The following is a 14,260-nucleotide window of genomic DNA, read 5'->3' as shown; positions in this document are numbered from 1 at the left end:
TACACCGCCGCGAGTCGGTGAGGCGTGGCGGGATGGATTGCGGGTACAGGGCGAAGGCAGCGGGAGCACCAGCGACGGTGAAAGGTGGTGCCAGCGTAGTGAAGTTCCTGGCGATAGCGACCTACACCACCCAGGGTGTCAGCGGACTGGGCAAGGAGGGAGGGACACGGCGGGCTGAGGTGGTCCGGGCGCTCATCGAGAACTCCGGCGGACAGGTGGAGTCGCTGTACTTCTCGTTCGGTGAGCACGACGTGTACGTCTTGTGCGATCTGCGGGACAACGTGGTCGCGGCCGCGCTCAGCATCGCCGTCCGCGCGGCCGGCGGTGGGGAGACAATCATGGTGCCGCTGTTGACTCCGGAGGAGCTGGACGAGGCAGTGAAACTCCCGGTCACCTACCAGGCGCCCGGCCGGGCGGGGTGAGGCCGGGCAGCACACCCTGCCTCGCCCCGGCTCCGCTGGCGAAGGTGGTGTTGGCAGCTACCTGGTTGACCAGCGCGGGAACCGCCCTCACTTCAGGTGCGGCGTGCGCGTGGGTGAGTCACATCCTTGCTGAGGACGGTGGTTCCGTCCGGGCTGGCGAGCGAATCCGGGTGGTACCCCTCGCTGTGATAAAGGTCGAGGTTCCGCAGACTCTTGGCTCCGGTCGCCAGGAGGATGCGATCGCAATCGGAGGTGGCGTCGGCCTCGGCGGTGCGCAGCAGCCACCGGCCCAGCCCTTGGCCGCGTAGGTCGGGCACGACGGCGAGTCGACCTACGTGCCAGTCGGTATCGAGGCGGCGGGCGCGCACCATCCCCAGGAGGCGGCCGTCCCGCCACAGACCCGTGGTGTGCCACGCCGCGAGCCATTCGCGTACCTGTTCCGGCGACTCGTGTAGGGCGGGTATGTCCATGGTCCCGTTGGCGAGGGCCTCGTCCACCCAGCAGCACCGCTGCAGTACCGTCACCTCAGGTTCGTCGTCGCCGCTCAGCCGTCTGACGTAGGACCCTGGCAGCGGTCCGGATCGGCTGTCGACCCGTGCGTGTTCACGCAGGGGCCGCAGGGCGTTTGCGACCCGGACCAGTTCGTCCAGTAGGCCGAGGCCTGCCCGGTCGCGAGCCGCGTCGGGTAGTAGTCGTCCATCCGTCGTTGCGTCGGTGAGACGGATCGCGACGGTGGCACCCAACGGAACCAGACGCAGCGTGGTCACCACCTGCTTGGCGTGCTGAACCGATCGGGTGCCCGCCGACGTGTTGCCGTAGCTGACAAAACCGATCGGCTTCCACGCCCATTCGCGGCGGAGATAGTCCAGCGCGTTTTTCAGGGTCGCCGGCATCCCGTAGTTGTACTCCGGGGTGATCGCGATGAACCCATCCGCCGGGTCAACGATCGAGCTCCAGCGCCGTGTGTGCTCATGCTGGTAGCTGCCCGACGACGGGTGTTCCTCCTCGTCAAGAAACGGCAGGTTCAACTCGCCGAGCGCCACCGGCATCAGCTCGACGCCGAGCTCCGCGGCGCGTGCGGAGATCGCTTCGGCCAGCCACTGGCCTACCTGGGGACCGAGAGCGCCGGGGCGGGTGCTGCAGATCAGCAGAAGAACGCGAACCGGTTTAGTTGACATGGAAACGAAGTGTAGATGTTAGCTTGATTACATGTCAACTAATCTGTCGACCGGAACCCCGCGCTGGTTGAACCCGGATCAGGAACGCGCCTGGCGGGCGTTCCTGCGCATCACGGTCGCCGTCCAAGCCGGCACGGCGCGCGACCTGGCCGCGATCGGGCTCTCCGAACCTGACTACGAAGTACTGAGCACCCTGTCGGAACGCCCCGGCCACACCAGCACCCTGGGGGAGCAGGCCGACAAGATGGGCTGGTCACGCAGCCGACTGTCCCGGCACGCCACCCGGATGGCGGCGCGTGGTCTCCTGAAACGCACACCCGACCCGAACGACGGCCGGGGCTGCTTCCTGGTGCTCACCGCGCAGGGACTGACGGCGCTCGAAGACGCCGCACCGGCCCACGTCGAGTCGGTACGACGCCACTTCATCGACCGGCTCACCCCCGCAGACCTCATCGCCATCGAACAGATCGCCGGCAGGCTGGAGGAGCCCCAAGTAGCGAAGACCGACCCGGCGACGTGACAATCCGCCGGTAGCTCCATCCAGGCGTCCATGGGGTCGCGGTTTGACCGCATAGCCCGAACTCCGATTAGGTTAGGCTGTGCTAACTGCTGACTCCACGCCGACGCCGCGCGCTCCGGCAGAACCCGACGATCGGCGGGCGTTGGGATGGTCGCCGTGGCGGACGGTGATCGGCTTCGGGGTGGTGAGCCTGGCCGCCGACATGGTGTACGAGGGCGCTCGATCGGTGTACGGGCCGCTACTGGCATCGTTGGGTGCGTCCGCACTGATCGTCGGTTTGATCACCGGTGCTGGTGAGGCGGCCGCGCTGGCGCTGCGGCTGGTGTCGGGGCCGCTGGCCGACCGGACCCGCCGCTACTGGACGTTGACGACCGCCGGTTACGCGCTGACGGCGGTGTGCGTGCCGCTGTTGGCGGTGACCCCGCGGTTGGGTGCCGCGGGGCTGGTGACGGCCGCGGTGCTGATCGTGGGTGAACGGCTGGGTAAGGCCGTGCGCTCCCCAGCGAAGTCGGTGCTGCTGGCGGACGCCGCCGGCGCGGTGGGGATGGGCCGTGGAATGGGCGTCCACAAGGCCCTGGACCAGGTCGGGGCATTCGCCGGCCCGCTGCTGTTGGCAGCACTCACCACCGCCGCCGGCGGGCTCCTGTGGCCGGGGCTGGCCGGGCTGGCGGTGCCGGGGGCGCTGGCGATGGTCCTGCTCGTACTCCTGCGCCGCAGAGCCGGCCGCGCGCACCCGCGTGACGGTGCCGTCGGCAACCGGGACGAGCGCGATGACCCGGCCGGGAGTGCCTCGCTGCCGGCGTCCTTCGGCTGGTTCGCGGTGGCCTGCGCCCTGTGCACCGCGGGGCTGATGACCTTCGGGTTGATCGGGTTCCACCTGGCACAGACCGGTCTGGTGCCGGCGGCGGGGGTGCCGCTGCTGTACGCGGCGGCGATGGCGGCGGCAGCCGTGGCCGCGCTCGCCACCGGTGCGGCCTACGACCGCATCGGCGCCCGGGTCCTGCTGGTCCTGCCCGTTCTGGTAGCCGTGGTACCCCCGTTGGCGTTCACCTCCGGCCTGGCGGTGGCCGCCGGCGGGGTCCTGGTGTGGGGCGCCGCGCTGGGGGTGCAGGACTCCACCGTGAAGGCATTCGTGGCCGACCTTGTGCCCCGGGCGCGCCGGGCCACCGCGTACGGCGTCTTCGCCGCCGTCCAGGCCGCCGGTGCGCTCGTCGGCGGTGTCACCGCCGGTGCTCTGTACGACTCTTCTCGGGCCGGGCTCTTCGCCGCGGTCGCCGCCGCGCAGGCCACCGCGATGCTCATCCTGGTCCGCGTGTTGACCCGTACCCGGCGCCGGTGACACCTCACCCGCCGACCCCGATCACACCAGCCGCGATGACCACGCCCGGACCGGGTCCGCGGAAGGGGGGTTAACCCCCGGCCCGGCCGGTGGCCTGCGGGATGGTGCTGCGCTTCGCGTTCGAGGACGCTCAAAGCGCAGCCGGCATCGCCGCCGGGTGCGCGCCGGGCGGACGGAGCAAGGCATGAGTACGATCACCGCACCTCACCGTGTGCAGACCGAGTGGCATCGGCCGCTGCTCGCGAACGCGGTCTTCATGTTCACCGTTGCCCTGGTTTCCGTCGGTGGCCTGCTCTTTGACGACCGGCACCTCGTCGGCGAACCGGTCTGGCTGAAACCGCTGAAGTTCGGGTTTGCCATGGGCGTGCACGCCCTCGTGCTGGCGTGGCTGCTCGGCAAGCTCCGCCGGGGCCGCCGCACCGGCTGGTGGCTCGGCACGGTCTTCGCGTTCGCCGGGGTGCTGGATGTGGGGGCCGTCGCCTACGCCGCCGCCAACGGCACCTTCAGTCACTTCAACGACAACACCGACCCGGTGGCCCGCACCGTACAGGCGTTGTTCTCCGTGGGCATCATGCCGCTGCTGCTGACCACCTTTTTCGTGGCGATCCTGCTGCTGGTCCAGCGCGTCGGCGACCGCGCGCTGACCCGGGCGCTGCGCGTCGGGCTGGGCCTGGCGCTCGCCAGCATGGTGGTGGCCCTGTGGCTGAGTGGCTCGGGGCAGACGTCACGGGTGGTGGCCGACGCCAACGGCCACCAGGTGTCCCTGATCGGCGCGCACGGCATCGGCGACCCCGACGGAAACGGAATGCCGGTCACCCGGTGGAGCACGACCGGTGGGGACCTGCGGGTTCCGCACTTCGTGGGAATGCACGCCATCCAGGGGCTACTGCTGCTCGCCGGGGCCCTGGCCACCGTCTCGGCCCGGCGGCCCCGGCTGCGCGACGAGCGGACCCGCGCCGACCTCGTCGGCGCCGCCGCCGTCGGCACTACCGGGGTGTTCGTGGTGTTCAGCTGGCAGGCCAGCCGGGGCCAGTCGGTCCTGCACCCCGACCTGGCGACTCTGACCGCGCTCGCCGCGGTCGCCGCGGTCACCCTCGCCGCGGTGACCGGGGCGCTCCTGCGGGCGCGCCTCCGACCGTTGCCCACCCCATCCTGAGAACCTTTCGCACATGCTCTCCTCCGAGGTGCCGGCGCGGCGCCGGTCGACACCAACGCCGGTGCTGCCCGTCGGCGCGGCTGACTTCACCGAGGCGTGGCTGGCCAACCGCCGGCTCAGCGAACACACCCGGCACGCCTACCGGCGGGATGTCGCAAGCTGGCTCAGCTGGTGCGCCGACGCCGACGCCGACCCGCTGCGGGCCACATTCCTGCACGTCAACGCCTATGCCCGGTGGTTGGAGTCGACGCCGAACGCCCGCAGCGGCAAGCCGCTGACGCCCGCCACGGTTGCCCGCAGGCTCTCCGCCCTGTCCAGCTGGTACGACTTTCTGGTCAAGCTGCGGGCGGTCGAGACCAATCCGGTGACCGGCGCGGATCGCCCGCACGTTGACCGCGACCACTCGGCGACCATCGGGCTCACCCCGGAGGAGGTCAACGCGCTGCTCACCGTCGCCGACCGCGCCACCGGCCCGACCGCTGCCCGCAACCGGGCTGCCGTGGCGCTGCTGGTCGACCTCGGGCTGCGAGTTGGTGAACTGGTGTCGTTGGACGTCGGCGACCTGGGCACCGAACGCGGCCACCAGAGTGTCCGCTTCACGGGTAAGGGTGGCCGGGCCCGGCGGCGGGCCCTCACCCCGAGCGCCTCGGCGGCGGTGCACGCCTACCTGGCGCTGCGCGCCAGCGCCGCGGGTGTGCCGGTGCACCTCTTGACCGGTGCGCTGCTGGTGACCTCGACCGGAGCCCGGCTGGACCGGCACTCCGTGTTCCGGCTGGTCCGCCGGCTGGCCCGGGAAGCTGGGATCCCGGGATGGGCGCGGCTGTCACCACACTCGCTGCGGCACTCCTTCGCCACCACCGCCCGCGCCGAGGGCGTGCCGTTGGAAGACGTGCAGGACGCGATGGGGCACGCCGACCCGCGTACGACCCGTCGCTATGACCGCGACCGGCACAACCTCGACCGGGACCCGGCGTACGCGATCTGGGCGGCCCGGTCCCGGCGCCGCGGCTGACCCGCCGGCACGGTCAGTCCAGCTGCGGCCGGACGTGGTGGCTGAAGTACGCCAGGTGATCAACATCGAACTGGTGTGGCGTCTGCAGATAGAGCCGGCTGATGCCCGCCTTGGCCAGCTCTCCGATCCGGTTGACCACCTGCGTCGGGGTGCCGACCAGCCCGTGCGCCATCATCTGCGGGGTGAAGAGCCCACCGACGGGTTCCGCCCGCCGGGCCACCTCGGCGGAGTCCCGGCCGCAGACGAGCAGGACCACAGCGGAGCGGCGAAGGCTCGACGGCACCCGACCGGCCTTCTCGCAGGCCGCGTCCACCCGCGCGCCCTGCTCCGCGATCTCCGTCAGGGTCGGGAAGGCATAGTTGAACTCGTCGGCGTGGCGGGCCGCCAAGCGGGGTGTCCGCGTCGGTCCGGTACCGCCGATGATGATCGGAGGACGCTGCTGGGCGGGTTTCGGTAACCCCGGCGCGTCGGCCAACCGGTAGTGCCGCCCATGATGGGTGAACAGCTCGCCTGGCGGGGTGTCCCACAGGCCGGTGACGATGTCCAGTTGTTCCTCGAAGCGGTCGAACCGTTCGCCGAGGGCGGGGTAGGGGACACCGTAGGCGCGGTGTTCCGGCTCGTGCCACCCGGTACCGAACCCGAAGTCGACCCGCCCGTTGCTCATCTGGTCAACCTGGGCGACCGTGACCGCCAACAATCCCGGCTGCCGGAACGTCGCCGAGGTCATCAACGACCCGAGCCGGATCCGTCGGGTTTCCCGGGCCAACGCACCCAGGGTGACCCAGGTGTCAGTGGGGCCGGGCAATCCCGCGGCACCTTCCATCGCCAGGTAGTGGTCCGAGCGGAAGAAGCCGTCAAGCCCGAACTCCTCCACCGCTTTGGCGGTGGCGGCGATCTCGTCGTAGCTCGCCCCCTGCTGCGGGTTGGTGAACACATGGCACTGCATGTGCCCAGTTTTCCTGCGGACCGGTCCGACTTTCGGCCCAACAGCCAACATCAGGTCCGGCCCCGACTGCTGGGTCACATTCCATAGGTGCGCAGGAGCCGGCGGGTCCGTTCCGCGATCGGGAACGGTTTGTCGGCGGGGCAGGGGTAGAGGTCCTGCTCGACGATGGCGAACATGTCGGTGTCGAGTCGTCGTGCGGCGGCCAGCACCGGTTCCAGCGCGGGGAGCCCGTTGGGCGGCTCGCACCACACCCCCCGGGCCACCGCGGTACCGAACGGCTCGTCCTTGGCGATAACGTCGGCGAGCACCGCGGGGTCGACCTGCTTGAGGTGCAGGTGGCCGACGCGCTCGCCACAGGTGTCGAGCAGCTTCACACTGTCTCCGCCGCAGTAGGCGTAGTGACCGATGTCCAGGCAGAGGGAGACCAGTTCCGGGTCCGTCGCGTCGAGGAAGCGGGTGACCGCCGGTTCGTTGTTGATGTGGGTGTAGGCGTGCGGGTGGAGCATGACGCGTAACCCGAAGGAGTCGCGGACCTGCCGGGCGAGCCGGTTGGTCAACACGGTGAGGTCCCGCCACTGCGCCGCCGTGAGGTGCGCTTCCTCGGTCGACTCGCCGGTCCACGGGTCGCGCCAGTAGCCTGGCATGATCACGATGCAGGACCCGCCCACCGCCCGTACGAGCGCCGCGGTCATCGCCACCCGGGGCCAGGTCTCCTGCCAGCCGCTGTGGCCCCGGTGCAGGGACGTCGAGAGGGTCGCCGCGGCGACCCGCAGGCCACGGAGGGCGGTTTCGCCGGCGAGCCGGGTCGGGTCGGTTGGCAGATACCCGTACGGGCCGAGTTCGATCCACTCGAAGCCGGCTCGGGCTACCTCGTCCAGGAAGCGTGGCCAGGGAACCTGCCGTGGATCGTTGGCGTACCACACCCCCCAGGAGTCCGGGGACGAACCGACCTGGATCCGGTGGTCCAGACCGTCCGACGGACTCATCGCCGACCACCACCCTTCTCGGCATCTGACCGCAGGTCGCCGGATTCCCACTGGTGCTGGTCCTCGACGGCGCGCCGCAGTTCGTCGGTCGTGACATCCCCCAGGTATGTCACCCGACCCACGCGGTCCGGTGTCGGGATGAGCTGCTGGCCACCACGGTGTCGGACAGCGTCGGACAGGGCGGCCACCAGCCGGTCCGTGTCGGTCATCGCGGGATGCCACACGTCCAGGCCGATTGAGCGGATCAGGCGCAGGATCCGGTCGCGGGCAAAACGCCCGATCAGCCCCCGCCGCCAGGCGATCATGCTGGTCCAGGCGATGTCCAGCGCCACCGCGTGACCGTGCGTCACGGTGGGCTCAAGCCCGGGCGAGATGTTGTGCCCGAGGTAGCTGGCCCGGGCTGTCTCGCGCTCGAACGGGTTGCGTTTCAGCTCCCGCATCATCCATGAGATCGACCGACTGAGGATCTCCTCGGAAGGGCCGTCGGCGCTTCGGAAGCGCTCTTCGGCGACCCGCGATCCATGCTCCTCGAGTAGCCGAAACAGGGCGCAGTCTCCGGCGACAGCGATCTTGATGATCTCCGCGAAGCCGTCCCTGATCTGGTGCTGCGGCAGCGTCTGGAAGAATCGGGCATCGGTCATCGACGACCGCGCGGGATGGTAGAGACCGGCCCGGTTCTTCCATCCCTCGCTCACGCCGCACTTCAGGGCGAACATCGAATCGATGGCGGACACGAGCGTCGTGCCGATGAAGTCCCACGACACGCCCCGCCGGTATTCGCCGGCCACCAGACCGAACACGTCGTGCAGCACGCCGCCACCGATAGCGATCGGCGGTTCGCCGAACCGGGCGACGCCGAAGGCGTTCATCTCGTCGGAGATCCGGTTCGCGGTGTCGCGGGTTTTGGCGTCCTCACCGCCCGGCAGCAGGCTCGGTGGGTTGTTCCACTCGAGTCGGTAGCGGTCCAGCAGCGAGGTGATCTCCTTCTGGTACAACCCCCACGCACTCTCGTCGACGGCCACGAAGCGTCGCCGGGAGTGGTTCAGATCGCCGAAGAGCTCCGGGTCGCCGCGTGGCGTGAGCTCCAGCAACCCGTCGTACAGTGCGGTCCTCCACTCGACGGGCCGGGAAACCTGCGCCTCCCACGTCCAGGATCGGGGCATGAACCCTGGTTCCCGCCGGGCTCGAAACCATGCCACCGCCGTCCGGACCTCGGCACACCGGGCCAGCAGGTCACGCAGACCACGACCGCCTCAGAAACCGGTGATCTCCGTCATCCGGACCGGTCGCCGCTCTCGCTGCGACCGCCAGCACGCCTCCGCGACCCGAAGTGCCTCCACTGCCTCCCGCCCATCACACGGGTTCTCCAGATCTCCACGGGCGACCTGGAGAAAGGTGTCGATCTCGGCTTCGAAAGCCGGCGCGAAGCGCTCCAGGAAACTTTGTACGGGATCCGCCGACGGGAACGTGGCCTCCGGCTCGACGGAGGTCAACGGCGTGTGCCGGTCGAGCCCGATAGCGATGGTGTCCGCATCCCCGCACACCTCCATGCGCACGTCGTAGCCGGCCCCGTTGCACCGGGCCGCGCTGGTGGCGGCGAGCGTCCCGTCGTCCAGCGTCAGCAGCGCCATCGCGGTGTCGAGTTCCCCCAGTTCGGCGAAGATCTGCGGCCCAGCGTCCGAGCCGCACGCGTATACCTCGGCGACCTCCCGGCCGGTGATCCACCGCAGCAGGTCGAAGTCGTGGATCAGCGCGTCCCAGAAGATGCCGCCGGAGGCCGACAGGTAGGTGGCCGGTGGGGGATCGGGCTCTGCGCCAACAGAACGAATAGTGTGCAACCGACCGAGTCGCCCGGAACGTACCAGCTCCCGGCCGGCCCGAAAGCCCGCGTCGAACCGGCGCATGAGGCCGATCTGTAAAGTCACGCCCTCGGCCTGCACCTCATGCACGGTCTGTATCGACTCGGACAGGTCCGCGGCGACGGGCTTCTCGCAGAACACGGGCAGACCCGCCCGTGCCGCCTGCCGGATCAACTCGGCGTGCGCGGCGGTGTTGGCGGCGATGACGACCGCCTCCGTCGAGGAGGTGAACACCTCATCGACCGAGTCCGCCGCGCTGGCATCGAGGCGCTGCGCCACCTCCTGGGCACGCCGCCGGTCCGAGTCGGCGACCACCAGTGAGGTGACATCGGCGTGGCGGCGAAGGTTGGCGGCGTGGATGGCGCCCATCCGGCCCACCCCGATAACGGCAATACGCATACCGCAATTATGGAAATACTTCCGCTGTGCGTCGCGGTATTCCGCACCTCGCTCGGGGTCAGGTCTCTACCGTCGAAGGGTGTGAACGCCGAGCCACCGTGGATTCGACCGTCGCAGCCGCGACGGCCGCTCCGGTCCGGCCTGGTTGTCGCGGGCGCCCTGGTCCTGTTCTGCTGTGTGGGTGTCGCCGGGCTGGCCGCATGGAACCTGCAGGCGGTGACGCGCGCCGCCGGGCCGGTACGACACACCGCCGACGGCTTCCTGCGGCAGCTCACCACCGGCGACACCGACGGCGCCTACGACCAGCTCTGCGCCGACTCCCGCAGCCGGTGGAGCAGGATCGGCTTCAGCAGCTGGGTGCGAACCCCGCCGACCGTACAGGACTACGAGATCGTTGACGTCGCGGTCACCAGCCGCCGCGGCCGGCCGCAGGGCACCGTCACCGTACGGTTGACCCGCGACAGTGGCATCACCGAACAGCGGGACCTGTCCGTCATCACCGAGGACGGCGGCTGGCGGGTCTGCGGCGACCCGTACTGATCCACCCGACCCGAGGATGAGCCGGTCAGCCGGACGTGGCCGGCCCCAGATCGCCGGCGCGGTGGTGGCGCCGGCAGAGCACCTGGTAACGCACCTGGGCGGTCTCGGCCGTGTCGCCGACAACCACCTGCGCGCCCTCCCGCGCCACCCGTCCGTTGACCACGCGGGCGTTGAGCAGCCCCTCCCGCCCGCACCAGCAGAGCACCTCCACCTGGATCCGGGCCACCGAGTCCGCCAACTCGAACAGCCGCCGCGCGGCCGGGAACATCCGGGATCGGAAGTCGGTCGCCAGACCGAACGCATAGACGTCAACGTCGTCGTCGTCAACCAACTCGGCCAGCTGCTCGACCTGCTCGACCTGGTAGAAGCTGGCCTCGTCGCAGATCAGGTAGTCGACCCGGCCCCCCTCGGCCCGCCGGCTGCGGACCAGCGCGCGCAGGTCCAACTCGGCAGTGACCTCAACCGCCTCGTGCGCCAACCCGACGCGGGTGGTCACCCGCGGGCCCATCGACCGGTCGATGCGGGTGGTGACCAGGCCCCGCCGCCCCTGCCGGGCGTGGTTGTAGTTCATCTGCAACGCCATGGTGGACTTGCCGCAGTCCATCGGACCCCAGTAGAACCGCAGCGCCGCGGCGTGCAGCGGACGCCCGTGTCCGCCGGCGGACACGGGCGGTCCAGACGCGGACACGGGCGGTCCAGACGCGGGGACCGGGCAGGGTGAATCGGCGGGGGTGTGGTCGGTCACGGTCCGGCAGCCTAGCCCATCAACCGGCCGCGGCGGCGGCAGCGATCGGCGGCCTCACAGCACCCGCGGCGGGCGGTTCCCCGCGGCCGTGATCGCCCGACGCATCGGTACCGCCAGCAGCAGCACAAACCCGACCACGAAGAAGATCAGCAGCGAGACCAGGCCCACCCGGTAGGAGTTGGTCAGCTGAAACACCAGCCCGAAGGCGAGCGGTCCAAGCCAGCTGGTACCCCGGTCGCTGATCTCGTAGAAGCCGTAGTACTCACCCTCTTTACCGGCGGGGATGAGCTGGCTGAACAACGACCGGCTCAACGCCTGACTACCACCGAGCACCAGCCCGATGGCCGCGCCGAGCGCCATGAACGGCAGCGGCGCCTCGGCGGGCAGCCGGAACGCGGCGATCACCACCGCGATCCACAGCACCAGGCTCAACAAGACGGTCTTCCACGCGCCGATCCGCCGGGCGAGCGCGCCGAGCAGCAGCGCGCCGCCGAAGGCCAGGAACTGCACCAACAAAATGGTGATGATCAAGGTGCTCTGCGTCAGCCGTAGCTCTTCGGTGCCGTACTGGGAGGACAGGGTGATGACCGTCGCGATGCCGTCGTTGTAGACCAGGAACGCCAGCAGGAAGAACAGCGTCAACGGATACGCCCGCAGCTGCCGCAGGGTGCGCCCGAGCTGCCGGAAACCGTCGGTGAGCACGTTGCCGCCGCCGGTCAGCGCCGCGGCGGTGGGATGCTCGCGTAGCCAGCGCAGCGGCACCAGAGTGAACGCGGCCCACCACACGCCCGCCGACACGATCGACCAGCGGGCCAGGTCCAGAGTGCGCTGCGGGTTGCCCTCCTCGGTGAACGCGGTGACCACGGCCAGGTTGAGCGCCAGCAGCAGCCCCCCGCCGAGGTACCCCAGCGCCCATCCCCGGCTCGAGATACCGTCCCGGTCATCCGGGCCACCCAGCTGCGGCAGGAAGGAGTTGTAGACCACGATCGCGGCACCGAAGGCGATGTTGGCGACCAAGAACAACGCCCCGCCGAGCAGGTACCGCTCCCCGGTGACGAAGGCCATCGCGACAGTCGCACCGGCACCGACGTAGGCCGCGGCGGCGAGGAGCCGTTTCTTGTGCCGCGTCCGGTCGGCGACCGCACCGACAACCGGCAACACGAAGACGGTGAGCAGCACCGACAGCGAGATCAGATACGGGTAGTACGACCCGACGGCGACCTTGATCCCCAGCGGGTACACGTACCCGACGCAGCTGTCCGCACCGAGCTCACAGCCGGCCGCCTGCTCCGCCACGCTGGTGAGGAACGGACCGAGGAACACGGTGATGACGGTGGTCTGGAACGCCGAGTTCGCCCAGTCGTAGAAGTACCAACCGGTGCGTTCCCGGCGGCTGCTGCGCGGGCTGGGGGGAGTGTCGTCAACGATGGGGGCGGCGGTGGCGGACATGTCCGGATCTACCCTTGAACTCAGGCGGCCCAGTGGCCGCGGCTGCGGTAGACGTCGCGCAGCACGCCCACGTGATCGGTCATGATGCCATCCACCCCGAGGTCCAGTAACTCGTGCATCTCGGCGGGTTCGTCAACGGTCCAGACGTGCACCTGCAGGCCGAGGCGGTGGCAGTAGGCCAGAAACCGGCGGTCGGTGACCCGCAGCCGCCCGTACCGGACCGGCACCTGCGCGGCGACCACCGACTCCGGCAGCCGCACCCGCCGGCCGGTCAACGACGCCACCCGCAGTCGCGCCACCCCGCGCATGCCCAGACTGGTGGCGATGCGGCCCTGCGTCAGCGCCCGCATCCGGGCCAGCCGCGCGTCGCTGAAGGAGGCCAACAGCACCCGATCACCGGCGCCGGCGCGCTCGATGGCGGCGACCGCCGGTTCGACGCCGGTGCCGGCCTTGACGTCTACGTTGAACCGCACCTGCGGCCAGGCGTGCAGCACCTCATCCAGGCGGGGCACGACGGACGCCCCGCCGACACGCACCGTCGCCAGGTCGGTCCACCGCAGCTCGGCGATTCGCCCGGGGGAGCCGGTCACCCGGTGCAGCGTGGGGTCGTGGCAGACCACCGCGACGCCGTCGGCGGTGGCGTGCACATCGGTCTCGACGTACCGGTAGCCGAGGCCGACGGCCCGGGCAAACGCCGCAGCGGTGTTCTCGTCGCCCTCGGCAGCGCCACCACGGTGGGCGAATGCCAGTGGCGCTGGCGTGTCGAGGTAGGGGCAGGGGCCGGTCAGCACGCCGAGAAGTATGCCGGCCGAAGCGATCGTCAGGTAGTGGGCCAGCCCGAAAGCGGCGGGTGTCAGCTCCGACGGTGGGAGCGGCTGGTATCGACCGGCCGCCCGGGGTCAACGTGGCGGGGCCGGTCGGGCTCGTCGGGCCGAAGCGGGGCCAACGTGTCGGTGATCGCGTCAATGATCCGGTCGGTGGCCCGACGGGCCACGCCGGGCGCACCGGGCGCCAGGTCGGTGAGGTCGACCGGGGCGCCGAAGCGTACCCGGACCACCCGCCGGTGGGTGACGGTGCGGGCGAGCGCGCCCACCAGCCCTTTCGGGGCCCGGTAGGGGAGCACCTCGTGGGCGCCCCACTGCGCGACCGGAATCACGGGCACCCCGCAGCTCAGGGCGAGCCGGGCGACGCCGGTCTTGCCCCGCTCGGGCCAGAGCCCCGGATCCAGACCGATGCGGCCTTCCGGATAGACCAGGATGGTCGCGCCGCCGGCCAGGGCAGCGGCGGCCACCGTCATCGCCCCGGCCACGGTGCTGGCACCCCGGTCGACCCGGATGTGCCCGGCGTGCCGCATGGCGGCACCCACCAGCGGGGTACGGAACAGTCCGCCGGTGGCCATGATCCGCGGCGCGATCCGCACCGAGTGGCAGGCGGCGGCGAGCACGATCGGGTCGAACGGGCTTATGTGGTTGGCGGCCAGCAGCAGGGGGCCGGGGCGCAGGCGCTCCGGAATCTCGTCGGCCACCTCCAGCCGGGCCAGGGCGCCGACCACGACGCGGGCGAACGGTTGTGCGGTACGCCAGATCAGCGGCGCTCGCCATGCGGGGTGCCCAGTCTCCATCAGCGCTTCATGATCGCACGGGTGCACACCCCGCGGGGACGCAGACCCCCATGATCGAGGCCATCCGTCCCGGGGCCTCGGGCCCCCC

15 protein-coding genes are annotated in these 14,260 nt (G+C 70.5%); 6 read left to right on the top strand and 9 right to left on the bottom strand.

Translation table 11 applies throughout. The annotated features are described in order from the left end of the window. Window positions 1-98: 98 nt before the first annotated feature. The gene (locus AC1UKG_RS15585) at window positions 99-422 is read left to right on the top strand and encodes a GYD domain-containing protein (protein ID WP_018745920.1); all 324 of its coding nucleotides are present in this window, start codon (window positions 99-101) and stop codon (window positions 420-422) included. Between the two features lie 92 nt (window positions 423-514). Here AC1UKG_RS15585 and AC1UKG_RS15580 read toward each other — a convergent pair whose 3' ends face one another. Then, on the bottom strand, window positions 515-1,600 hold the full coding sequence (locus AC1UKG_RS15580) for a bifunctional NAD(P)H-dependent oxidoreductase/GNAT family N-acetyltransferase (RefSeq protein ID WP_033662934.1): 1,086 nt from the start codon (window positions 1,598-1,600) through the stop codon (window positions 515-517). Window positions 1,601-1,631: 31 nt separating this feature from the next. On the opposite strand from AC1UKG_RS15580, the gene AC1UKG_RS15575 reads away from it, so the two are divergent. From AC1UKG_RS15575 to AC1UKG_RS15560, 4 genes are all read left to right on the top strand, one after another. Next, window positions 1,632-2,120 carry a MarR family winged helix-turn-helix transcriptional regulator gene (locus tag AC1UKG_RS15575; RefSeq protein WP_026271730.1) on the top strand — a complete coding sequence of 163 codons (489 nt, stop codon included), beginning with the start codon at window positions 1,632-1,634 and terminating at the stop codon, window positions 2,118-2,120. A 166-nt stretch (window positions 2,121-2,286) separates the two neighbouring features. Then, the gene (locus tag AC1UKG_RS15570) at window positions 2,287-3,459 is read left to right on the top strand and encodes an MFS transporter (RefSeq protein ID WP_482642660.1); all 1,173 of its coding nucleotides are present in this window, start codon (window positions 2,287-2,289) and stop codon (window positions 3,457-3,459) included. A 184-nt stretch (window positions 3,460-3,643) separates the two neighbouring features. Then, window positions 3,644-4,615 (top strand): hypothetical protein, encoded by a 972-nt coding sequence (locus AC1UKG_RS15565; protein WP_018815384.1) that lies wholly within the window; start codon window positions 3,644-3,646, stop codon window positions 4,613-4,615. A 13-nt stretch (window positions 4,616-4,628) separates the two neighbouring features. Next, on the top strand, window positions 4,629-5,627 hold the full coding sequence (locus tag AC1UKG_RS15560; RefSeq protein WP_018745925.1) for a tyrosine-type recombinase/integrase: 999 nt from the start codon (window positions 4,629-4,631) through the stop codon (window positions 5,625-5,627). Window positions 5,628-5,640: 13 nt separating this feature from the next. On the opposite strand, the gene AC1UKG_RS15555 is transcribed toward AC1UKG_RS15560, so the two are convergent. The 4 genes from AC1UKG_RS15555 to AC1UKG_RS15540 all read right to left on the bottom strand — a co-directional run bounded on the left by AC1UKG_RS15555 (window position 5,641) and on the right by AC1UKG_RS15540 (window position 9,817). After that, window positions 5,641-6,573, bottom strand: a complete 933-nt coding sequence (locus tag AC1UKG_RS15555; protein WP_482642572.1) for an LLM class F420-dependent oxidoreductase — start codon at window positions 6,571-6,573, stop codon at window positions 5,641-5,643. Window positions 6,574-6,647: 74 nt separating this feature from the next. After that, window positions 6,648-7,559 (bottom strand): sugar phosphate isomerase/epimerase family protein, encoded by a 912-nt coding sequence (locus AC1UKG_RS15550; protein ID WP_018815382.1) that lies wholly within the window; start codon window positions 7,557-7,559, stop codon window positions 6,648-6,650. Next, entirely contained in the window at window positions 7,556-8,722 is a 1,167-nt protein-coding gene (locus tag AC1UKG_RS15545; protein WP_482642571.1) for a 3-dehydroquinate synthase family protein, read from the bottom strand. The genes AC1UKG_RS15550 and AC1UKG_RS15545 overlap by 4 nt, the downstream gene beginning before the upstream one ends. A gap of 90 nt (window positions 8,723-8,812) precedes the next feature. Beyond that, the gene (locus tag AC1UKG_RS15540; RefSeq protein WP_026271728.1) at window positions 8,813-9,817 is read right to left on the bottom strand and encodes a Gfo/Idh/MocA family oxidoreductase; all 1,005 of its coding nucleotides are present in this window, start codon (window positions 9,815-9,817) and stop codon (window positions 8,813-8,815) included. An 81-nt stretch (window positions 9,818-9,898) separates the two neighbouring features. Here AC1UKG_RS15540 and AC1UKG_RS15535 point away from each other — a divergent pair, with 81 nt between their 5' ends. After that, on the top strand, window positions 9,899-10,357 hold the full coding sequence (locus AC1UKG_RS15535) for an Rv0361 family membrane protein (protein WP_018745930.1): 459 nt from the start codon (window positions 9,899-9,901) through the stop codon (window positions 10,355-10,357). 25 nt (window positions 10,358-10,382) lie between these two features. Here the strand turns inward: AC1UKG_RS15535 and AC1UKG_RS15530 are convergent, their stop codons facing one another. From AC1UKG_RS15530 to AC1UKG_RS15515, 4 genes are all read right to left on the bottom strand, one after another. Then, complete coding sequence (locus AC1UKG_RS15530) at window positions 10,383-11,102, bottom strand: thymidine kinase (protein ID WP_482642570.1); 720 nt, start codon at window positions 11,100-11,102, stop codon at window positions 10,383-10,385. A 54-nt stretch (window positions 11,103-11,156) separates the two neighbouring features. Further along, a complete protein-coding gene (locus tag AC1UKG_RS15525) occupies window positions 11,157-12,551 on the bottom strand; it encodes an MFS transporter (protein WP_018745932.1) in 1,395 nt (464 codons plus the stop codon). Between the two features lie 20 nt (window positions 12,552-12,571). After that, entirely contained in the window at window positions 12,572-13,342 is a 771-nt protein-coding gene (locus AC1UKG_RS15520; protein WP_018745933.1) for a glycerophosphodiester phosphodiesterase family protein, read from the bottom strand. Window positions 13,343-13,404: 62 nt separating this feature from the next. Continuing rightward, window positions 13,405-14,172 (bottom strand): 1-acyl-sn-glycerol-3-phosphate acyltransferase, encoded by a 768-nt coding sequence (locus AC1UKG_RS15515; RefSeq protein ID WP_018815380.1) that lies wholly within the window; start codon window positions 14,170-14,172, stop codon window positions 13,405-13,407. Window positions 14,173-14,260 lie beyond the last annotated feature (88 nt).

The sequence above is a fragment of the Salinispora sp. CH2A1_6 genome (assembly GCF_056820975.1).
The sequence above is the reverse complement of the archived record's forward strand: the minus strand, read 5'-3'. Positions and strand labels throughout refer to the sequence as shown.